We start from the raw sequence: 22,633 nt of genomic DNA, 5'->3' as shown, positions 1-22,633 counted from the left end.
ATTAATGTTCCTCAGCTATCTCATTTTGATATTGTTCGGCAGTTAATAAACTATCAATTTCACTGGGATGGCTTGGCTTTAGCTTGACAAGCCAACCAGCAGCATAAGGATCAGAATTGACAAGAGCCGGATTTTCAACGACTACTTCATTAACGGCAGTAACGATACCACTTATGGGGGAATAGAAGTCAGAGGCAGCTTTTACTGACTCGACAACACCTAACTCTTCACCTGCGCTCACTTCATCACCTACTTCAGGTAATTCTACAAAAACCATGTCACCCAATAATTGTTGTGCATGATCAGTAATGCCTACGGTTACTTCATTTTGTTCTTCTTTTAGCCATTCATGGGTGTTTGTGAATTTTAATTCATTCATTCGTATTGTCCTTATTAATATATAGCCTAGATGAAGCAAAAGTGGAACTTCGAGTCAGTCGCATCGACTTTAGTTCTACATCGTTTTATCCAGATTACAAGTTCTCATTTTAAAGTGCTTTTCCTGATTTAACAAAACGTGGTTTACCTACTTTTGCCGGAACTAATTTGCCACGAATATCAACCATGACTTCATCACCTGTTTCAAGTGGAACACGTGCTAAAGCAATGGATTTTTCCAAAGTGGGGGAATAGCTTCCACTCGTAATAATTCCATCTGCACAACCTGGAATTATCACTTTTTGTCCATGGCGCATAATTCCTTTATCCAACAAGGTAAGTCCTACCATTTTTCGCTTGATTCCTATTTGCTTTTGGGAGAACAAGGCGCCCATGCCGATAAAATCACGATCAGCAGGCTCCCATTTAATGGTCCAGGCAAGCCCTGATTCTAAGGGGTTAGTGGTTATGTCCATATCCTGGCCGTAAAGTAGCATACCTGCTTCCAGTCGCAGTGTATCGCGAGCACCTAATCCACAGGGATGTACACCCACCTGCACTAAGCTATTCCATAATTGAACTATGGACTCTTGAGGCGCGATGATTTCAAATCCATCTTCCCCAGTATATCCAGTGCGTGCAAAAAACCATTGTTCCACATCGACACATTCAAAATGAGTGAGTGTCGATACCGCATCAATTTGTGCGGGATTAAGAATTTTCAATGTTTTTTCTATTGCATTAGGTCCTTGGATGGCAATCATGGCCAAGTCTCTTCGTTCTTGTAGACCAACAGCGAAGCCTTCACTTTTTTTGCGAATCCAGGCTAAATCATTTTGTCGCGTTGCTGAATTTAGAACGACTCTATAGTTATCTGAAGCCCGTTGATAAACGATGAGATCGTCAAGAATGCCGCCGTGTTCGTTGCACATACAACTGTAAAGCGCTTTCCCATTGTGCGCGAGTTGATCTACGTCGTTTGTTAAAAGCTTGCGTAAAAATTGACGACCGCCAGCACCAAGTATGTCAACAATCGTCATATGCGAGACATCAAACATGCCGGCATCTTGGCGAACATAATGATGTTCATTAAGCTGAGATCCATAATGCAACGGCATTTCCCAGCCATGAAAATCAACCATTTTAGCACCACATTCTTGATGTGTGGCGTGAAGGGGGGTTTTAGCAATCATAGTACGTCCTTTTTCAATCACTTTGATGTGGGTGATTATACCTATTGCGATATATACTGTATATTGCATACTGCATATTTCTTAGGACTACTTTAATGACAGGGCTAAATGTTTGGCGTTGGATGCTAGATTTAGGATGGTTGCTCTTTCTGTTAATACTCTTTAGACATTTCTGGCGTGATCGTCAACTTTTGCTGCAGGCGCAATCATGGCTAAAAGTTAAAGGGCAAATTACGGCCTGTGAATGGACAAAGGTAGGCCATAGTGTTTGGCCTAAAATTGAATACACATATCAGGTTAATGAGCAGAGTTTGATCGGGGAATATCTGTTTTTAGATACAGCGCATAATAATCCAAATAGCAAATATTCCCGTAGTGTAGCCTATAAAGCAGCCGTAGCTTTTCAAGAAAATGCAGAAATTGATGTTTATTATAATCCTAATCAGCCTGAGCAATCCGCTTTAGACGTAACCATACCAAGCAAATTAAATATTATTTTGATTTTGATTGGTATGTTAATTGTCGTGCACCTAGGTCTTATTGTGTGGCGTTATTTGGCGTAGGTGGGTTTGCAGCTGGCGAGTTTGTTGGGGGTGTATCGGTAGCGGGAGTATTTGGCACTGGCGTTGCTGGTTCGCTTTCCTCTTCAATAATGCATTTACAAGAGGGTTTAGTTGCTACGGACTGCAAATTAGTCATGCTGTATCCGCGTACCCCTTGGCCTGACGGTGCGGCTATAAAATTAATATTGATTTTCAGATGTTGCCGTTGTTGATACTGGGGATTCTGGTATACGACCAATAAGCGCATGGTTGCTTTCCAATGCGTTGGATCAATGTTTGTGATTACTGGTGGTTCAGTTGCTACCGAGCTCACTCTATATTGATTTTTTTGCACAGCTTCTGGCAATTTGGAAGCATTTAAAGCCTTATTGAAGGCAATCCAGCCATCAGCAGTAAAATATTTGGCTATTTTCTTTTGATCTTCGAGATAATTTTGATAGCTGTAGGTATATGTAGCAACAATAGCTTCATTGACCCAAACAGATAGTTCCGCCTGTTCTGATTGTGCATAACTGAATTGGAAGAAAAATGATAATAGAATAAAAGCTAATTTTTTGTTCATGCGCATGATCCCTTGTACCCTAAAAAATAGGTTTTTAGTGTAGGCCTGTTTTCAGATCTAATCAATTATTGGAATGAACTCATAGTGTAACATTTGAAAGTTATATTTGGCTGATCTTAAACGAAAAAAGAACTCAAATCTGACTTTCCACCAAGATTCGATGCACAAAAAAATCCCCGGCTGCGCCGGGGCAAATTGGATGTTTAGATAATAATCCAAACATTGCCCCGCTTAAGAGGGGGTAAAGCGGAGCTAAGCATTCGGGGGAAATGCTCACTATGTTTGACACATAAATTAACAAAAAGTTCAGTTTTTAATCAAATTTTTCTTATTTAAATCTGACTTGAATAAAGTAAAGTGGATAACTTATTGAATATTAATGTACTTTAATAATTTACTCGTTATTTTATTTACAATTTTTTATCTGCGAATCTTGAGGACTATATTTTTTATAAGATTTAAAATGCCATTATTGCATAGAAAAGCGTTATATTCAGCTGCTTCAAGCTATCGATTAAGCCATCTTTATGGTATTTTACTATCCTTAAAATAAGCAGCTGAACTCGCACCAATAGAACTAATCCTGTGTCACCATTTGACATACCAGGGTTTATGTTGATGTTATTGTGCGTTTCATTGCTTTTTCAATAAAAATAAGGCCTATTTACAATTCTTCATTTTGCCAAGGCAGTAGAATTGTACACAGGCCTATACTGCGTGATTAATAAGTTGCAGAGTGTATTCTGGTGTCAACAAAGTTATTAAGGAGGCATGGTGCGAGAAAGTCGGTTCTACTTTGCTAATCCTGATAGATTTGGCCGATATATAAATCGTTGGGATTTGTTGCTTCTTGTTCTTGTTTTTTCCATCTTGTTCTTTTTGGGTTGGGCAGGCTCACAAATGGCCACTCCTTATCGATTAGGACAACAGATACCTATTTCTTTAGATCCTGCCAACCTACCGTTTTATGCATTACGTACGGTGTTGCGTATGTTTATTGCATTGTTTTTTTCAATCATTTTTACATTCATTATAGGGCTTTGGGCTGCTAAAAATCGACGCGCGGAACAAATCATTATTCCTGCTATCGATATTTTGCAATCCATTCCGGTACTTAGTTTTTTATCCATTACAGTGACTGGATTTATCCGTCTATTTCCTAACAGTTTATTGGGACCTGAATGTGCCTCCATTTTTGCCATTTTTTGCGCGCAAGTATGGAATATGACTTTTGGTTTTTATCAATCATTAAAAACTTTGCCACATGATTTACAAGAAGTTTCCTCTATGTTCCGACTTTCGGCATGGCAACGTTTCTGGAAATTGGAAGTGCCTTTTTCTATGTCGAGCTTATTGTGGAACATGATGGTTTCTATGTCTGCAAGTTGGTTTTTTGTGGTTTTATCAGAAGCAATTTCTGTCGCGCATCAAGACATCAGGTTACCGGGGGTAGGCTCTTACATTGCTTTAGCCATCCAGCAACGCGATATACATGCAGTAGGTTATGCCATTTTAGCGATGGTGATTGTTATTTTTTTATACGATCAAATATTTTTCCGGCCTTTAATTGCCTGGTCCGAAAAATTTAAAACAGAGCAGTCTCACGATGAAGCTGAATATCAATCTTGGTTAGTGGACTGGATACGCGGTAGTCGGCTAATGAAGCAGTTTGCTGAAATCATCGGTATTTGTACCGATCATTTTGTTAATGCGCGCTGGCTTAGGATCAACGAGGCTAAAGCAATTAAAGAAGTTGATTTTAAAAGACAGAAGCTCTTAGATCGCTTTTTGAGCATTTTGGTTTTACTCAGCGTTTGTTCGGGTGGGTGGTTTTTGTTGCGCTTTATCCTCGCTGAATTGAAAGTTAGTGATATTTTGCATGTGTTTTTGCTTGGTGCGGCAACGGGTACACGCGTCCTTTGTTTGATTTTCCTGAGTTCTTTAATTTGGATTCCAATAGGTGTGTGGATTGGTTTAAGGCCAAGAATTGCACAAAAAATACAACCTGTCATCCAATTTGTTGCAGCGTTTCCCGCGAATTTATTCTATCCTTTATTTGTCATTGCTATTGTCGCGTTTCATTTAAATGTAGAAATATGGGTGACGCCTCTCATGATACTTGGAACCCAATGGTATATTTTATTTAATGTGATTGCAGGCGCATCGAGTATTCCGCGTGAGCTTTATCTTGCCGCAGATAATTTTGGTTTGAAGGGATGGCTTTGGTGGAAAAGGTTGGCGTTGCCAGGAATTTTCCCCTTTTATATTACTGGCGCAATCACCGCAGCTGGTGGTGCATGGAACGCCAGTATTGTGGCAGAATTCGTGAGTTGGGGGGATACAACTCTGAGAGCCACTGGCTTGGGTGAGTACATTCAAGCCAGTACAGCAACGGGGGATTTCCCCAAGATTGCTTTAGGTACTGGGATGATGTGCTTGTATGTGCTTACTTTTAACCATTTGATTTGGCGTCCGCTCTATCGACTGGCGGAAGAACGTTTTAACTTTAATTAAAAGATATCTATGTCTGAAACCATTATTGCTATAGAAAGCTTGCGCAAGTCATTTAAAAAGGCAGCCGAACAAGATCTGCTGGTACTTGAGGATGTAAATTTTAAACTGCAAGAAGGTGAAATTGTCGCATTATTAGGTAAATCCGGTTCGGGAAAGTCTACATTGTTGCGTATTATCGCGGGCCTTATAACGCCTACCAGTGGCACAGTAACTTATAGAGGCAAACCGGTTACCCGCCCTGTTGATGGGATTGCGATGGTTTTTCAGTCTTTTGCGCTGATGCCCTGGCTTACCGTACTAGAAAATGTGGAGCTGGGCCTTGAGGCACAAGGTGTAAATCGCGAAGAGCGCAGACATCGTGCGATTGAAGCAATTGATATTATTGGCCTTGACGGCTTTGAATCCGCGTTTCCTAAAGAGCTTTCTGGAGGCATGCGGCAACGTGTTGGTTTTGCGCGTGCGCTAGTCATTAACCCAGATGTCTTATTAATGGATGAGCCTTTTTCTGCACTTGATGTCCTTACTGCAGAAAACCTAAAGTCCGATTTATTGGAGCTATGGAAGGAAAAGAAAACCAATACCAATGGTATTTTATTAGTGACTCATAATATCGAAGAAGCCGCCACATTAGCCGATAGAATTGTAATTTTTGGTAATGATCCCGGATACATTCGTGCTGAATTACCGGTTACTTTACCACAGCCACGTGAGCCTGAATCTCCTGAGTTTCGGGCCTTGGTTGATAAAATTTATACCTTAATGACAACAGGCCCCAAAGAAAAGGCAAAACGCGCACAAAGAGAGCGACAAATCGGCTTGGGATATCGCTTGCCTGATGTAGAACCTTCAGAATTGACGGGTCTGATTGAGACGATGACTTCTTTTGAAGAACGGATTGATTTACCAGAGCTTGCAGATGAGTTAATGATGAACATTGATGATCTGTTCCCTATTCTCGAAACTTTGGAAATATTAGGTTTTGCTAAAGTTTCTGCAGGGGATATTCAATTAAGTGACTTAGGGAAGCAATTTGCTGAGGCTGATCTTCAAGAGCGTAAGCAATTATTTGCGCAAAGATTATTGGAAAAGGTACCTCTTGCACGCCATATACGACGGATTCTCGATGAAAAAGTAGGCCATAGAGTTTCCGAAGAACGGTTTTTAAGTAAACTTGAAGATTATTTAAGTGAAAAAGAAGCCGACAGAGTATTACGCACCATGATTGACTGGGGGCGTTATGCTGAGATTTTTGCTTATGATTTTAATACCGGTATCCTCAGTTTGGAAAACCCTGGTAAAGGCGCCTAATAAGCGCCTTTATATCCTTAAAACGGCTTTCATTGTCTTCCTCCAAAATAAATGACGATTAGTTCAAAGAACACTTAAATTAAAACCAATAATTCGTTATTATTTTTGTTCAAGCTGATCTAAGGTGATTACTATGGAACAAAAAAGAGAATACGATGAGCACTTCAAGATCATTCTTTTAGGAGATAATGCGGTTGGAAAATCCAGTTTGATGCATGTCTATTGTGGCGGTACTCTCCACCCTATTGGTGAATATATGGACACAATGGGAGTTGATCAAAGAATAAAATGGATTAATGACTTTAATAAAAAAATACAATTACGTATCTGGGATGCATCGGGTGCTCCAAGATTACAAAAAGTAGTTGGCTCCTATTTTTCTAATGTAGATGCTGCTTTGATTTGTTTTGATCTAACCCGAAAAGACTCTTTACAACATACGCGCGAATATGTAGATAGTTTACGGGCTAAAAAAAATGTACCCATGATACTCCTTGGCTGTAAAGCAGATTTGGAGCAACGTCGGGAAGTATCTGTGGAGCAAGCACTTAAACTTGCTGATGAATTGGGACTCGATTATATAGATGTTTCTGCGTTTAAAAAATTGAACGTTGAGCAACCGTTTACTCAGCTCGTGAAGCAAATATATATTCGCAAGCAACTGGATAAAATTAAAGCCGCCGTAGAAAGGTATTTCGTAGATTACTTAAAAGAAATGGCACCTCTAGATCATAAAAATTTTTTTACAGAACAAGCCGCTTTACCTGTTGATAAGGAGAAAGCGTTAAGAAAAGAGTATGAAACTTATTTTAGAAAATTATTTTATTACAAAAGTGTAGAAGAGTTGGTTGCATTTTATAGTGGCGTTTTAGGGATCAAGAACAGAGCGGATGAACTCCATGAGCAAGAAAACCCTTTTAAGAGTATATTTGCTTCAAGTCCATTATCAAAAATGTTAAAGCAGACATTAGATGAGATAACGAATGTGTTCGCAGGTGTGAAGGGCTTATCCACGGCAAAAGAACCGATATCCCAGAAACCGACCGTAACCAATGTCGTTTAAATATGGCGTACTCATCGACGTAAACATATGTGTGTGAACAGTACATGGCTGAGCTGATAAGCCCAGCTGTAAAACAACATAAGGGTAAGCAAGTGCTGGGCTTGTCAGCCCAGCCTACTTTACTTTTCGGGTACGCTACGTTGACGTAAAAGAGCGAAAAATTTACCCTTTGCGAGTGAGGTAATTCAATATTTCCAATAAACGCTCTGGGTTGCCAGCCATTTGTAAATCTGTTTTATATTTATTATTCACTACAAAAGCGGGAACAGCATTAATTTGATAAGTGCCCATGAGGCTCATACCATTTTGTACACGCATATCTATTGTTGGTGAATTTTCAAAAGCGCTTTTCGCAATTTCTTTATCAACACCTTGGGTAACGAAGAAATTGATCATGGCTTGTTTTGAATCTAAAGTTTTTCTATCTTCTTGTATGGCCTTGAAGAGTAAAAGATCCATCTTATCCGAAAGTGCTAGTGTTTTTGCAGTATAATAAGCTTTCGCATAAAGCTCCCAAGAAGGTTTGAAGACCACTGGGACGCGTTCGAACTGAATGTTGTTACCCATTTTACTCACCCATACATCCAGAGGTGCTTCTATTTTGTAACACCAAGGACAGCCATAGCTAAAAAACTCTTCGATGATGGGCGTTTTATTTTTATTGTTTGCTGCTTGGGGATTAGTAACAACTTGATAGTCCTTACCTTCAACAAATGACGCGGCAAGAGCCATTGCGGGTAAGAGTAAGAGTACAGCGATTAATTTTTTTAACATAATTTAGTTTCCTAATGTAACCCTTCAATATAATGTGCAACTGCTTCCATATCATCCTGACTCATTCTACTACTAATATCTTGCATGATATGGTTTAAATCATTTTTTCTCTTACCGTCTTTAAATGCATTCAATTGCAACACGGTATATGCAGCATGTTGACCTGAAAGCACCGGAAAGCCCGCTTGAGCATTTCCCGTTCCTTTAGGCCCATGGCAGGCAATGCACGCCGTAATCCTTTTTGTAAAATCCCCTCCACGATAAATTTGTTCACCGCGCTTAAGAAATTTTTCAGGTGTGCTGCCTTGAGCAAGAGGCATTTTAGCATAATATGCTGCCAAGTCATCCATATCCTGCTCGTTCAGCATGCTAACAATAGCGCGCATGGTAGGTACATCGCGTAGGGTGCTTGCTTTGATGTCCTTAAGTTGTTTTATAAAGTATTTGGGATGTTGTCCGGCAATATTAGGCCAGTCGGGATTGGGACTGTTACCTTGTAGACCATGACAGGCGGTACACACTGCTGCTTTATTTGCTACGGGGTTCGTGTTTTCTTGGGCAAAAAGGGTGAGAGGTATACAGAGAATAAGAGTGAGTACAAATTTTTTCATCGATTTCTCATAATAAATTCTTGAAGTAATGGTACACTGCCTTGGTTGAAATCCCAAAATATTATAATTCATATGTCAGAAAATCCTTATTCTAAAGCAGTATTCTTAAAAAGTGCTGCACGTGTATCCCACTTACCTGAAGACTCAGGATATGAAGTGGCTTTTGCCGGACGCTCAAACGCAGGGAAGTCTAGTGCGTTAAATTGTTTAACTGGCATCAAAAATTTGGCCAGAACCAGTAAAACCCCTGGACGTACTCAATTAATTAATTTATTTGGGATCGATGAAGCGCGTCGTCTTGTCGATTTACCGGGCTATGGTTATGCCAAAGTTGCTTTACAGGTGAAACTAGAATGGCAAAAAAATTTAGCCCATTATCTTGAAGTAAGGCAAAGCTTAAAAGGGCTGATCTTACTCATGGATATTCGCCATCCTTTAAAAGATTTAGATCTGATGATGATCGATTGGGCTTTAGAGCGTGAGCTTCCAGTCCATATTTTATTGACAAAGTCAGATAAATTAAGTCGCAGCGATGTAAAGAATGCCGTTTCTAAAGTGCGCAAACATTATGAGTTGGCAGAACATTTAATTACGGTGCAATCTTTTTCTTCGTTGAAAAAAGAAGGCGTTGCGGAATTGATTGCTTTGCTCAATCAATGGCTTGATTTATCGTAGTGTCAATTTGATGTTGGCGCAACCTACAGCTGATATTTACTTTTTAAAAATTGCAAATGTGCTTTTACTGTTGGCCATTCGCTGGCAATAATGCTGTATACGTATGTGTCCCGTAACGTTCCATTGGGCATCATCATATGATTTCTCAATACACCATCAAGTTTGGCCCCCAGGCGTTCGATCGCTTTGCGGCTTTCATTATTGAAGGCATGTGTCCGAAACTCAACGGCAATGCAATTCATTGATTCGAACGCATGGGTGAGTAGAAGCAACTTACATGCTGTATTAAGGCCTGTGCGTTGAACATGGTTACGATACCATGTGCCTCCTATTTCAACGCGACGATTTACCCTATCAATATTCATATAAGTCGTCATGCCCACTGCTTTCCCTTGTGTCTTGTCAATTACAGCAAATGGCAGCATGGAGCCTTCTTTTTGCATACTTAATCGTAGATTAATGTTGTCACGCATTTTGTGCGGCTCAGGGACAAAGGTATACCACAGTTGATGTAAGCTCCCATCAAGAACTGCTTCTGCAAGCGCATCATGATGCTCATATGCTAAAGGCACTAGAGCACAATGATCATCCTCTAAGATTATGGGGTGGAATGAGTTTTCCATAATTCGTTCTCTAGCTCATTTTCCAAGACTTCTCTGCATTTTTTAATTGCTCGCGATACTCAAGATACTTATTACCGAAGAGCGTTACTGTCAAAACAGCCGCATTGATGGCATTTGTGCTATGGATCAGCGTGCTTTAAACTTTTCTAGAGTTAAGCTGGCTTCTTCCATAATGGCCCAATCTGATTTTGAATCCATCAGTATTGATATAAGTATTTCTCAGTAGCGTTTGAAAAAAAGTCTATTATTTATATGGTGCTTTGTCTGATGTGGCAATGGTGTATATTGCTTCAATCAAAGCGTCTCCCTCTAACTCTTGTACTCTGGTTTTCAACAACTCTGGAGTATCGCCTGCTAAAACAGGACATTTCTTTTGTAAAATAATCGGACCGGCATCTACCTGCTCGGTAACAAAGTGTACCGTGCACCCTGTTTCATGCTCAGCTCCATCTAGAACGGCTTGGTGTACGTCCAGATTCATTAACCCGGCATAAGCAGGCAATAAAGAAGGATGAATGTTGATTATTTTATTTTCCCAATTCAAGACAAATTCAGCAGATAAGATACGCATATAACCAATTAAGACAATAAGCTCTATGCGATGTTGGCTGAGTATCTCGGATAATGAATGATCAAAATCGCTGCGACTTAATCCTTGCGGATTAATAAACAGTGATTTAAGCCCGAACTGGCTTGCTTTCTCCAGAATGGGCGCATCTGCTTTATTGCTTAAAACCAATTCTATTGATGCAGGTAAACGCTGTTGTTTTATTGCAGCAACAACAGCGTTCAAATTAGTCCCTCGGGTTGAGCCAAGTATAGCGATGCGAATCATGAGGCGCGTATCCTTTGCATCTGATCAATGCGTTGCTGAATTAATTGTTTTGTCCCTATGTCTTCACGATGAAATAAAGGACCTTCAATTAATGAAATTTCATCTTCAGCTTTTATTTCCGCTGCAACAATGGAGTCAGCAATGCCGACATAGGCTGCCGTGCGAGAACCTTCAGCAACGATGTGCTGATCGACCTGATTTACCGAAGAAAGATATAAATGGTCTTGGCAAACAACTTTTGAGAAATCAACAACAAAATTTTTCTTTGGGGCGTCTGGATAGCCTTCGGGAACTGTGTACTTACATACCGTAGCTTGTTTCGAAAATATAACTTTATCTGCGCTAAGATCGCCTTGAATCATTGCCTGGCATAGTGCAACAAAATCAGACTCTAAAATAGATAATACGTTTAATGATTCAGGATCGCCAAAACGAGCGTTAAATTCGATGACATAAATTCCGTTTTTGGTGGCGATAAAGCTGCCATACAAAATGCCAATATAGGGCTCATCAAATTCAGAAGACAGCGCTTGGAAGACGGCATTGTTAATCGCGAGCGCCTCGTGTACGTCTTGTGTTGTTAAAAAGGGTAAACGATGATCGGTGTCTGAATAACTACCCATCCCCCCGGTATTGGGGCCTCGATCGCCATTGTAAGCGCGTTTATGGTCTTGTACCAAAGGCATAGGCACGAGCTTTTTGCCATCAGCAAAACACATGAAAGAAAACTCTTGGCCGATTAGTTTTTCTTCGATGAGTATCGTCTGTTTTTTATCAAGAATGTCTTGACAAAAACTTAAGGCTTCCGCAATGGAGTGCAAGTGTTCTCCCGCCACTTTAACCCCTTTGCCACCCATTAAGCCATTGGCTTTTATGACGTAATTACCTTCACCAAGCTCATTAAGAAATGCCTCAACGTGCTGTAGTGTCGCAAATTTTTGGTAACGTGGCAGGCCTGCAATGTGATGTTTTTTCATTAAATCGCGGGCAAACTCTTTAGAGGTTTCTATTTGAGCTAATTTCTTTTTCGGTCCAATAACAGGAATACCTGCTTGCCATAACGCGTCAGCCATTCCTTGTTCAAGAGGTGCTTCTGGGCCAATAATCGCGAAGTCAATGTCCCAGAGTTTGGCCATAGACACTACCGCTGTACACTCTGTGATATCCCCGGCGCAATATTGAGTAGTAAGTTGCTGGATGCCTGGATTAATCGCCGTACCGTAACAAAATAATGATGTTGGTTGGGGGGAGCGGTGTAGTGCTTTGATGAGTGCATGTTCACGCGCACCAGAACCGATAACAAGAATGTTCATTCAATGCTGTCCTCTTTTTGGGGGGGAGTATCTCTACTTGTTTCACGCTGGAGTTCAAGTTGCTTCATTTTTTCTGCAGTTAGTTTTTTACAAAAGTAATCGCCATCCATGCACGCCATGCATGGTTTCTTGATGTGATGATCTCCGCGACGGGTTACTGCTTCGACGAGATCTTCATGTGATTGATAGAGTAATGCATCTACACCAAGATACTTGGCAATTTCCTCTTCGCTTTGATTCGCCGCAATCAACTCTTTGCGCGATGGAATATCGATGCCGCTAAAGCAGGGGTTTTTAAGTGCTGGGGATGTGGACGCAAAATAAATTTTCTTCGCGCCAGACTCGCGTACCATTTTGACAATTTCACGCGAGGTGGTTCCACGAACAATACTGTCATCGATAATCATCACCACTTTATTTTTAATTTCGGTTTGTTGGGGGGTGAGTTTGTAACGAATATTGCGACTTCTTGCCTTTTGATTGGGCATAATAAACGTACGACCTATAAAAGGATTTTTATACAGGCCCTCAGAATAGCGAATACCTAATTCACTGGCGAAAGACAACGCGGCTGTATTTGCAGTGAACGGCGCAGGGATTACAACATCTGGGATGAGGTCTGGATGCTTTTTCTTCCATTGAATTGCCAGGTTTTGTCCCATACGTAAACGGGAACGGTACACGCTGACGTTATTGAGTGTTGCATCCGGACGGGCAAAATAAACGTATTCAAAAACGCAAGGCCTAAATTCTTCGGTTTTCAAAACGCGGCGGTGCAGCGTACCGTTTAAATCCACGAAAGCGACTTCACCAGGTAGAATATCTCCTTTGGGTTCGAAGCCTAGGGCATAAAAAGGCGTGGTTTCCGATGCAAAAATTGTATCTACTGTTCCATCGGGATTTTCACGTGTTCCCCAAACCAGTGGACGAATACCGTGTGGGTCACGAAAGGCAACAAGCCCTTTCCCAATAACTACGGAAACAATAGAATAAGCACCTTCTATCCGTTCAAAAATATGTGAGACCGCCTGCGTCAGCAGTTCGAAAAAGTGTTCATTGTTTTCTTCATTACTGGCGACATTGCTGGCCAGATTATCTGCAAGCATCAGTAATAGCGCTTCAGAATCCAGTGAAGAATTAAGATGTCGATGTTGTTTTAAACGAATCTCATCGGCCAGTTCCTGATAGTTTGACAGATTACCATTATGCGCAAGAGCAATACCTCGTGGGCTACCAATCCATAAAGGTTGGACATCGGTTTCCGTATAGCCACCTGCGGTCGGATAACGAACATGACCAATACCTATATTTCCTTGTAGGGGCGAGACATTATCAGGAGTAAAAATTTCGCGCACCAAACCCAAGCCATGTTTTGTGTAGAACCGCTGATCACAGGTCAGGATGCCTGCCGCATCCTGACCTCGGTGTTGTAAATGGATGAGACTCTCATACAATTCAGAGGCTACTGGTTCATGACTATAAATACCTACTATCCCACACATTGGTTATGTTACCCCAAGTAATTTGCAATATGACGCATGATCCGTTGCTCAGCAGGTTCTTTATGTTCTGCAAAACTGAACTTTTGACCTGTGATTCGTTCATACAACTGAATATAGCGTGATGAGAGCTCTACAATTAATTCTTGCGGCGCTTGCGGAAGCTGCTCATCATGATAAGGATCTGAGTTTTTTGCAAACCAGAGTCGCAAGAACTCCTTATCAATATTTTCTGGCTCTAATCCTGCAGCAATACGTGCTTGATAACTGTCGGCAAGCCAATAACGACTAGAGTCAGGAGTATGGATTTCATCAACGACGATAATTTTTCCATTGGCATCACGGCCAAACTCATATTTGGTATCCACTAAAATCAAACCGTGATTTTTCGCGATTTCAGAACCACGTTGAAAAAGTTTCAGCGCCAACGCACTGGCTTCTAGCCAATCTGCTTCCGTCATCCATCCCTCAGAAATGATTTCAGCCGGTGCAATAGGGCGGTCATGAATTTGTTCTTTAGTCGTTGGCGTCAAAACAGCTTGTTCAAGCTGTTGATTTTTTGTTAATCCTTCAGGAAAGGTAATCCCACAATAGGTACGCACTCCATTTTGATATTGAGTCCACAAAGAAGTGCCTGTTGTGCCACTAATATAGCCTCTTACGACAAATTCAATTGGAAAAACGGTACATTTTTTGGCAATAACAACATTCGGATCGGGAATGGCAATAATGTGATTGGGAACAAGGTTTTTGGTTTGTTCAAACCACCAAGCACTGGTTAAATTAAGTACCGCACCTTTATAAGGAATTAGGGCAAGGTGTCTATCAAAAGCGGTTAGCCTATCCGTAGTAACGAGCATGATGGCATCACCCAGGTCATAAGAATCTCTAACTTTCCCTTGATATTTCTTGCCTACAGGCAAATTTGTTTTATCCAAACAAAAAGCTGGAGCTTCGCGAATTTCCTTGTCATAGCGAGTGGTCGTAGCGGTAGCATTCGTGAGCATAGGGGTTTCCAATAATATGAGTTAACAAAATGTCGTCTATTAACGTAGCAACGTTCGTTTCCTCGCTAGTAAACTGCCATAAAACACCGTGATTTATTTTATTTATTTTGGGTAATTCATAGTGGGCATTCAGGGTTTGTAGCGTTTGCTGTCCCTTTAAGTCTTCTTTTGCGCGAACGAGATACGCTGAAGCATTTTTAGAATGCAGTTCGTTTAAGGACACTTCCCGTTCTTTACGATCGGAATATAAAAGTCCCGTTTTTTTGAGCTGAGCAAACTCTTCTGCAGAGTCACAATCAATTTCCCAGTGTTCAAAACGATGCACAGTTACTGGAAAACCTAAGCGTCTTAAGGTTTTTTGTACTGTTAAGGCTTGGTTATCCGTGATAATCAGCTTAACAAGACAGAGGTGGCTGGCTGGGATTTTACTGAAGTTTTGTGCTTGGTGAGCCATACTTTGTAGCTTGGGCACTGCCGTAACCTGCGAATTAGAGTGTTCTTCTATATAATCGCGCATTGAAGCAAAAATAGGATCACCATTTATTGTGCGCTCAGGATGCGGCATCATGGCCATCACATTCCCAGCTTGATTGGTTACTGCTGCAATATTGCCAGCGGAACCATTGGGATTAATGGGGAAATTATCAATGATATTGCCTTTGGCATCACAATATTGGAATAAATTTAAACCATGCTGTTCTATCCTTTGTAACAATGAATCAGGCATTAAAAAGCGCCCTTGCGCATGGGCTATAGGGAGATGAATTACATCTGTAGTTTTAAGATGACGGGTAAAGGCATTATGCTGGTGATTTTCTGATAATCGCATGTATGCCCAGGCATTATAAAAACCGGTTCCTACTATTTTGCCATTGGCAATACGCTTATTTTCAGTAAGTGCCATACTGATATCATCTTGCTCAAAACCGGGGACTAAACCTGATTCGACGAGTATTTGGGCGCCATTGCAAATCCCTAATATTGGTTTGCCTTGCTCGTTTTGCGCTTTGATTTCTTGAATTACGGGATCAAGTGCGGCAATAATTCCTGCGCGAGAACGATCTTCATAGGAAAAGCCGCCAATAAGGATATAACCATCTAAGTGACGCAGTTTCTCTAAAGATTCATTCCATAAAAACTCAACGGGCTCCATGCCGACTCGTTTCACTGCAAGCGCTGTTTCTCGCTCACAATTAGAACCTGGAAATTGAATTAAACCAATGCGTATCATAACAGTGTCACCTTTTGCTCGCCTCGTACGACATGTCCAATTTCATAAAGAGGGAACGATGGAAAATCGCGGAGTACTTCGCGTACAGCAGATAATGTTTCTGGCGCTATAAAGAGAACCAAACCTGCACCCATATTAAATGTGCGATACATGTGCTCATCATCCAGATGTCCTAATTTACGTAATAAGCTAAATATAGGAAGTTCGGGGATTTGTTTTTTATGAATTTCTACACCACAATTTTTTGGTAAAATACGGGGAATGTTCTCCAGTAGGCCACCACCAGTGATATGTGCCATGCCTTTAATGGGTATGTTTTTTTCCAAAATACTCAAGATAGGCCTGGTGTAATTAATATGAGGAGTTAAGAGCTCTTCACCTATGCTATGGGAAAAATCTTGAAATTGTGATTCGACGGTGTAGCCTGCAACATCAAAGAGGAGTTTTCTTGCTAATGAATAACCATTGGTATGCAAGCCACTTGAAGGAAAGGTAAGCACAAGATCACCTTCACAGATTGCTTTTCCCTCAATGGCTTTATTTTTTTCAACTACGCCGGTAACGACTCCGACTAAATCAAGTTCACCAGGTAAATAAGTGCCCGGCATTTCTGCGGTTTCCCCACCAACTAAAGAGATGTGGTTTTCTTTACAGGCTTTGACCATGCCTTTAATGATCTGTTCAACGGTTTCTGGTTTTAATTTATCATTTGCAATGTAATCAAGAAGCGTCAGTGGTTTTGCACCTAAAACGATAATGTCATTTGTTGTGGCGCTGACTAAATCCATCCCGATGGTGTCGAATTTTTGCATCATTTTGGCGACCATCATTTTCGTCCCCACACCATCAATGCTTTGCACAAGAACCGGATGCTCATAATCCTGCAGCAGGCTTTTGAGATCATACATGGCGCCAAAGCTACCAATCCCCGTAAGTACGTGCGGTGAAAAGGTGCTTTCTACCGATTTTTTAATGCTACGAACTGCTTCATTGCCTGCTTCAATGTCTACACCTGCAGCTTTATAATCAATAATTGACATTATATGAGCCTCTCAACTAAACCATTTTTCCAGGCAGTTTTTGCTGCACTGACGGACAGATTGATAACTGAATTCATTATCAAGGTTGGGGTTGCTGTTGTTTCACCTATAGTTTGAAACGATACAGAATACTTGTGGAATATTTGTTCCAGCATGCTTACATGTTCCGGGGACACTTCAAGGATAAAGCCGCCGCTTTCTGTAAACAGTTTTTTATCATTCGCCAAGGTACCGGGAATAAAAACATTTACCCCAAGTTCATTTTTAAAACTCATTTCTGCCAAAGCAACTGCGATACCTCCTTCGGAAATATCATGTGCGGCCAGCACCAGGCCTGTTTGTATGGCGGCATGTACGGCGCTGATTTCATCAGCAAATGCAGCAAGGTCCGGTTTAGGAAGTTGACTGCCCAGTTCGTTGTGCAACTGGTAATACACACTGCCACCACATTCATCTTTACGCGCACCAACCATCAAGAGCACTGAATTAGCTTGCTTGAAATCATAAGTGATGGTTTTGGATAAATCGTTCATTGCGCCAAGGCAGCTGATGATAGGGCTTGGTGGAATGGCGCCTTGAGCCGATTCGTTATAAAGCGACACATTTCCTGAAATAATCGGGAGACTCACACTGCGATCGGTAAACATTTTTACGGCATGACATGCATCAACTATGCCGCGAACTGAATCCACAAATTCGCCCATCTGCTCTGGATTTTCAGGATTACCAAAACACAAACAATCAGTCAACGCCAGAGGCCAGGCACCCACGGCAATGATATTACGCACGGATTCGGTGACTGCATTCACAGCCCCCCAATAGGCGTCAATTTTATTGTAGCGTGGATTATGATCGACCGATAAAGCAACACCCGTACGTTGAATTTCTTCTGGGTATTTATCTTCATTAAATGGGGCAATCACGCCAGCATCAGCCCATCCTGGTTCCACAACGGAGCGACCTTGAACCTGCTTGTCATAACTTTCATAAATAGGCGCACGCGAGGCAATGTTTTCGTGAGCAAGTAAACTGAGTAATTGCTCATTGAAATCATGCACAATGATAGGCTTTGGTTCTGTGTGCGTGTGTTGTTTGCTACTGTAGGGGCGATCATAAAGAATCCCTTTGGTAATGTCTTCTGCGCGAGCAGAGACAATTTCTTTCCCTTGGGATTTGACGACATATAAGCCATCGTTTCTTATTTGGCCTACAACAGTTGCTTGTGCTCCATCACAGATTTCTGGAAGCGCAAAACGCTCATTGTAATGCTTTAAGAAGGTGTCAACTAATTCTTCAGGGACAACCCACATAAAGCGTTCCTGAGTTTCAGAGCATAAAACCACCGCGGGTAATAAATCGTGCATGCTGGTGGGCACAAGATCAATATTGATTTCTGCTCCATAGCCACTGGCTTCTGCCAATTCAACACTGGCACATGCAATGCCGCCGGCGCCTAAATCTTTGAAGCCAACGCGCTCAATGAGGTTCTTTTCGCGGAGGAATTCAAACATCGCATAATTGGCTTTAAGAATGTGTCTTTGCAAAAAGGCATTAGGCTCTTGTACTGCCCCTTTATTTTGCTCTTGTTGCTCTTCACTCAAAGTTGCCGAGGCAAAAGCGGCACCGCCAAAGCCACTGTTATCGGTGGGTTTGCCGACTAATATAAATTGATAGCCCTCTGCGTTAGCGGGGGCATAGGAGTGGATAATATGATCTTCTCTGACTACACCTAAGGTGACTACAGTGACCAGACAATTTTCATTATACGCTTCGTCATAATACGTATCCCCGGCTAGATTGGGAATGCCAAGCGGATTCGCATAGCCAGCAATTCCCTGCACTACGCCCTGATGTATCCACTTTGTTTTTGGGCGATTAATATCCCCAAAGCGCAAACTGTCAGCAACGGCAATGACTTCCGCGCCCATACAGCATACGTCTCGCACATTGCCACCCACTCCGGTTGCCGCACCTTCGAAGGGTACGAGTTGTGAGGGATGATTGTGTGATTCATGGCTTATCACAATCCCATAACGTCTGTTCTCTTTATCCGTAGCTACCGCCACAATTCCAGCATCCTCTTTAGGGCCTAGAATGACGTGCGGCGCTTTAGTATTAAATTGGTTAAGGTGTTTGCGACTACTTTTATAGGAACAGTGTTCTGAGCCCTGAATTGACCATAAGACACATTCAGCATAAGTTGGTGGTCTTTTTAATAATGAATTCTGAATGGTGAGGGCTTCATCGGGGGTTAGGCGCACGCTAAATCGTTGGAGTAATTTGGCTATTTCCTCCAAGGACAGCTGAGAAAAATCAAAACAATCCGGGACTTCTTGCATTTTAGGGGATCTGACCTATGGCTAAAACGTGCCTAATTTTAATCGTTTTTTGCATATAAAGCAACACATTTTTTGCATTTACTTGACAAATTGGTCAAAAATTCACACATTTGGGCGTGGCAATTTTAGCCTGGGTGCCATGTAGCGAATCAGGAAAGTTATGTTTCTATTCCCGGGTTACGGCCGCGCCTTCACCCAGGCTACATTTAATAAAAAAATGAAATGATTAGGATTGGTTCGACTCCTTCCATAATTTTTCCACGACTTGTGGATTTGCCAAAGTAGAAATATCTCCCAACTCACCAATATGTTCTATTTCCTTTCCCGCAATTTTGCGCAGGATACGCCGCATAATTTTACCGGAGCGGGTTTTGGGTAAATCATTAACAATATGAATGACATCTGGTTTCGCTATAGGACTTATTTCCTTATTGACCTGTTGGATTAACTCCGTTTTTAATTGGTCACTCGCGGTGTAACCCTGTTTTAAAATGACATAGGCATAAATACCTTGGCCTTTAAGATCATGAGGAATACCAACTACAGCTGCTTCCGCAACAGCGGGGTGGCTCACCAGGGCACTTTCGATTTCTGCCGTACCTAAGCGATGCCCTGAAACATTAATCACATCATCCACACGTCCTGTAATCCAATAATCACCATCCGCATCGCGTTTTGCCCCATCTCCAGTAATATAATAACCATGATGCAAATAGGTCATGCAGTAACGTTGGTGATCGCCGGCAATCGTTCTTGCCATAGAAGGCCAGGGGTATTTTATGGCTAAAAATCCTTCGCCGGTATCCATGATTTCGTGACCATGTTCATTGAGTAATACCGGAATGATACCTGGAATGGGTTGGCGCGCTGAGCCCGGCTTGCGGATGGGATCATCTGCTCTAGGGCTAATCATCACCGCCCCAGTTTCAGTTTGCCACCAAGTATCCACTATAGGGCATCTGTTTTGACCCACTTTTTGATAATACCACTCCCATGCCTCGGGATTAATGGGTTCACCAACGGAACCAAGTAAGCGCAAGGAGTGTCGAGAACTAGAGTTTAACCATTCATCACCGGCGCGCATTAAGGCACGTATGGCCGTGGGTGCTGTATAAAACACATTGACTTGATGCTTATCCACAATATTCCAGTTTCTAGAATAATCAGGCCAAGTAGGGATCCCTTCATACATGAGCGTTGTAATTCCATTACAAAGCGGCCCATATACTACATAACTATGTCCTGTAATCCAGCCTATATCTGCAGTACACCAAAATACTTCTTCTTTTTGGCAATTAAAGATTAATTGATGTGTGTATGCAGCTTGTACTAAATAGCCGCCGGTTGTATGGACTACTCCTTTAGGTTGGCCAGTACTTCCAGAGGTATATAGTATAAATAGTGGATCCTCTGCGTCCATTGGTTCTGGATCACAGTGGGCATTTACTTTTTCTTTGAGCTCATGCCACCAATGATCTTTATTTTTATCAAAAGGAACGGCGGCATCATTTGTTTTAATCACTAGCCTTGGCAAGGGTAGATCATGGCATGCTTCATCAACCTGTTTCTTTAGATCAACTAATTTACCACCGCGATAAAAATGGTCAGCAGTGATTAGGCTGGTGCATTCAGAAGCAAGTATGCGTTGTTTTAAGGCGTGGGCTGAAAAACCGGCAAATATGGTGGTATGTATTGCGCCAATTCGAGTACACGCAAGCATGGCAATTGCTGCTTCAGGGATCATGGGCAAATAGATCGCTACCTTGTCGCCTTTTTTTACTTTTAGGTGTTTGAGCACATTACTCATGCGACACACCTCAGTATGCAACTCAGCAAAAGTCAGTGTTCTATTATGAGTTGGATCGTCACCTTCCCAAATAATCGCGGGCTGATTTGCTTTGTGGGGTAAATGTCGGTCTAAGCAATTCATACTGACATTTAATTTCCCCCCTTTGAACCAGGTGACATCACCATGTTTTAAGCCGCCGGTAAGTACTGTATCCCATGGCTTTAGCCAATCTACAGTTTGTTGGGCTACCTCAGACCAAAACTCGCTGATTGAATCTTCTGTAGGCGTTAATTTTGGATGGTGCAAATGAGTATGCATGTTATACCCCCTCACCTTCAGCAATCAGTTTAATAATTGCAGAAAAATCACAATCACCAAGGCCTTGGTCGATAAAATGCTGATAGATCATGGTTGCTTGCGAACCTAAAGGAGTGTGCACATTAACTGAGTGCGCAGAATCTTGGCTGAGTAGTAAGTCCTTGAGCATCATGGCTGCTGCAAATCCGGGTTTGTACTCATTATTTGCCGGTACGTTTTCTAAAACGCCAGGAACTGGTGCATATTTGCTCATTGCCCAGCATTGTCCTGATGCATTAGTGACTACTTCAAACAGTTTTTGGGGTGATAATTGCAGTTGCTCTGCGAGAGTAAATGCCTCTGAAATCGCAATCATGGAGATCCCCAGGATCATGTTATTACATATTTTTGCCGCTTGCCCGCTGCCTGCGCCACCGGTGTGAATGATTTTTTGTCCCATAGTTGCCAAAATAGGCTGGGCGGTATGGAATGCCTTTTCTTCACCACCAACCATGAAGGTTAAGGTGGCTGCTCCTGCTCCGGCGACTCCACCTGATACCGGTGCATCGACAACATGTAGCTGATGTTGCTTGGCTAGATAATGTAGTTCGCGCGAACTGTTAACATCTATGGTGGAGCAATCAATAAATAAGGCTCCTTTTTTTGCTGCATGGAACAAACCATTATTACCATGACATACATTCAGCACTTGTTCGCCATTTTGTAGCATCGTAATCAATACATCCTGGTCTTTGGCGACTTCATGTGTGTTTTCAGCAAGCAGGCCACCAGCTTGAGAAAAATGCTGCAAGGCCGTTTGTTGTAAGTCATAGCCGGTCACTTGATGTCCTGCTTTAACGAGATTGATGGCCATGGGTAAGCCCATATGTCCAAGTCCTACAAATCCGATTTTTGTCATTGAGTTCTCCATGTATTGTATCCATGTAATATCAATGTAGCCTGGGTGAAGGCACAGCGAAACACAGGGAACTGCATCCCTGGGTTACGCTTCGTTTCAC

At 41.7% G+C, this 22,633-nt stretch carries 20 protein-coding genes; 5 read left to right on the top strand and 15 right to left on the bottom strand.

Features of this window, described 5'->3' with window-relative positions:
* Position 1: 1 nt before the first annotated feature.
* Positions 2 to 379 (bottom strand): glycine cleavage system protein GcvH, encoded by a 378-nt coding sequence (gene gcvH, locus Lste_RS12610; RefSeq protein WP_058511280.1) that lies wholly within the window; start codon positions 377 to 379, stop codon positions 2 to 4.
* A 109-nt stretch (positions 380 to 488) separates the two neighbouring features.
* Positions 489 to 1,571, bottom strand: coding sequence for a glycine cleavage system aminomethyltransferase GcvT (gcvT, locus tag Lste_RS12605; RefSeq protein WP_058511730.1), 1,083 nt, complete (start codon positions 1,569 to 1,571; stop codon positions 489 to 491).
* Positions 1,572 to 1,666: 95 nt separating this feature from the next.
* Here gcvT and Lste_RS12600 point away from each other — a divergent pair, with 95 nt between their 5' ends.
* On the top strand, positions 1,667 to 2,134 hold the full coding sequence (locus tag Lste_RS12600) for a DUF3592 domain-containing protein (protein ID WP_058511279.1): 468 nt from the start codon (positions 1,667 to 1,669) through the stop codon (positions 2,132 to 2,134).
* Here Lste_RS12600 and Lste_RS12595 read toward each other — a convergent pair.
* A complete protein-coding gene (locus Lste_RS12595; RefSeq protein ID WP_058511278.1) occupies positions 2,109 to 2,696 on the bottom strand; it encodes a DotI/IcmL family type IV secretion protein in 588 nt (195 codons plus the stop codon). The genes Lste_RS12600 and Lste_RS12595 overlap by 26 nt on opposite strands.
* A gap of 774 nt (positions 2,697 to 3,470) precedes the next feature.
* On the opposite strand from Lste_RS12595, the gene Lste_RS12590 reads away from it, so the two are divergent.
* From Lste_RS12590 to Lste_RS12580, 3 genes are all read left to right on the top strand, one after another.
* Complete coding sequence (locus tag Lste_RS12590; protein WP_157070767.1) at positions 3,471 to 5,210, top strand: ABC transporter permease; 1,740 nt, start codon at positions 3,471 to 3,473, stop codon at positions 5,208 to 5,210.
* Between the two features lie 9 nt (positions 5,211 to 5,219).
* A complete protein-coding gene (locus Lste_RS12585; RefSeq protein WP_058511276.1) occupies positions 5,220 to 6,518 on the top strand; it encodes an ABC transporter ATP-binding protein in 1,299 nt (432 codons plus the stop codon).
* 133 nt (positions 6,519 to 6,651) lie between these two features.
* The gene (locus tag Lste_RS12580) at positions 6,652 to 7,581 is read left to right on the top strand and encodes a Rab family GTPase (protein WP_058511275.1); all 930 of its coding nucleotides are present in this window, start codon (positions 6,652 to 6,654) and stop codon (positions 7,579 to 7,581) included.
* 162 nt (positions 7,582 to 7,743) lie between these two features.
* On the opposite strand, the gene Lste_RS12575 is transcribed toward Lste_RS12580, so the two are convergent.
* On the bottom strand, positions 7,744 to 8,355 hold the full coding sequence (locus Lste_RS12575; RefSeq protein WP_058511274.1) for a thiol:disulfide interchange protein DsbA/DsbL: 612 nt from the start codon (positions 8,353 to 8,355) through the stop codon (positions 7,744 to 7,746).
* 11 nt (positions 8,356 to 8,366) lie between these two features.
* Positions 8,367 to 8,966, bottom strand: a complete 600-nt coding sequence (locus tag Lste_RS12570) for a c-type cytochrome (protein WP_058511729.1) — start codon at positions 8,964 to 8,966, stop codon at positions 8,367 to 8,369.
* Positions 8,967 to 9,038: 72 nt separating this feature from the next.
* Between Lste_RS12570 and yihA the strand changes: the two genes are divergently transcribed.
* Positions 9,039 to 9,641 (top strand): ribosome biogenesis GTP-binding protein YihA/YsxC, encoded by a 603-nt coding sequence (gene yihA / locus Lste_RS12565; RefSeq protein WP_058511273.1) that lies wholly within the window; start codon positions 9,039 to 9,041, stop codon positions 9,639 to 9,641.
* Positions 9,642 to 9,664: 23 nt separating this feature from the next.
* Here the strand turns inward: yihA and Lste_RS12560 are convergent, their stop codons facing one another.
* From Lste_RS12560 to mmsB, 10 genes are all read right to left on the bottom strand, one after another.
* Positions 9,665 to 10,264: a GNAT family N-acetyltransferase gene (locus Lste_RS12560; protein ID WP_058511272.1), complete on the bottom strand. Its 600-nt coding sequence runs from the start codon at positions 10,262 to 10,264 to the stop codon at positions 9,665 to 9,667.
* A gap of 244 nt (positions 10,265 to 10,508) precedes the next feature.
* Complete coding sequence (gene purN / locus Lste_RS12555) at positions 10,509 to 11,099, bottom strand: phosphoribosylglycinamide formyltransferase (RefSeq protein ID WP_058511271.1); 591 nt, start codon at positions 11,097 to 11,099, stop codon at positions 10,509 to 10,511.
* The gene (gene purD / locus Lste_RS12550; RefSeq protein WP_058511270.1) at positions 11,096 to 12,412 is read right to left on the bottom strand and encodes a phosphoribosylamine--glycine ligase; all 1,317 of its coding nucleotides are present in this window, start codon (positions 12,410 to 12,412) and stop codon (positions 11,096 to 11,098) included. The genes purN and purD overlap by 4 nt, the downstream gene beginning before the upstream one ends.
* Positions 12,409 to 13,914, bottom strand: a complete 1,506-nt coding sequence (gene purF / locus Lste_RS12545) for an amidophosphoribosyltransferase (RefSeq protein ID WP_058511269.1) — start codon at positions 13,912 to 13,914, stop codon at positions 12,409 to 12,411. Before purF ends, purD begins: the two co-directional genes overlap by 4 nt.
* Positions 13,915 to 13,922: 8 nt before the next feature.
* A complete protein-coding gene (locus tag Lste_RS12540) occupies positions 13,923 to 14,918 on the bottom strand; it encodes a phosphoribosylaminoimidazolesuccinocarboxamide synthase (RefSeq protein ID WP_058511268.1) in 996 nt (331 codons plus the stop codon).
* A complete protein-coding gene (gene purQ, locus Lste_RS12535; RefSeq protein ID WP_058511267.1) occupies positions 14,881 to 16,149 on the bottom strand; it encodes a phosphoribosylformylglycinamidine synthase I in 1,269 nt (422 codons plus the stop codon). Before purQ ends, Lste_RS12540 begins: the two co-directional genes overlap by 38 nt.
* Positions 16,146 to 17,189 (bottom strand): phosphoribosylformylglycinamidine cyclo-ligase, encoded by a 1,044-nt coding sequence (gene purM / locus Lste_RS12530; RefSeq protein WP_058511266.1) that lies wholly within the window; start codon positions 17,187 to 17,189, stop codon positions 16,146 to 16,148. The genes purQ and purM overlap by 4 nt, the downstream gene beginning before the upstream one ends.
* Entirely contained in the window at positions 17,189 to 19,528 is a 2,340-nt protein-coding gene (purL, locus tag Lste_RS12525) for a phosphoribosylformylglycinamidine synthase subunit PurL (protein ID WP_058511265.1), read from the bottom strand. Before purL ends, purM begins: the two co-directional genes overlap by 1 nt.
* A 226-nt stretch (positions 19,529 to 19,754) precedes the next feature.
* Positions 19,755 to 21,635 (bottom strand): acetate--CoA ligase, encoded by a 1,881-nt coding sequence (acs, locus tag Lste_RS12520; RefSeq protein WP_058511264.1) that lies wholly within the window; start codon positions 21,633 to 21,635, stop codon positions 19,755 to 19,757.
* 1 nt (position 21,636) lies between these two features.
* The gene (gene mmsB, locus Lste_RS12515) at positions 21,637 to 22,545 is read right to left on the bottom strand and encodes a 3-hydroxyisobutyrate dehydrogenase (RefSeq protein ID WP_337589288.1); all 909 of its coding nucleotides are present in this window, start codon (positions 22,543 to 22,545) and stop codon (positions 21,637 to 21,639) included.
* Positions 22,546 to 22,633: the final 88 nt, after the last annotated feature.

Origin of the sequence: Legionella steelei, assembly GCF_001468005.1 — a bacterium.
Taxonomy (GTDB): domain Bacteria; phylum Pseudomonadota; class Gammaproteobacteria; order Legionellales; family Legionellaceae; genus Legionella; species Legionella steelei.
The sequence above is the reverse complement of the archived record's forward strand: the minus strand, read 5'-3'. Positions and strand labels throughout refer to the sequence as shown.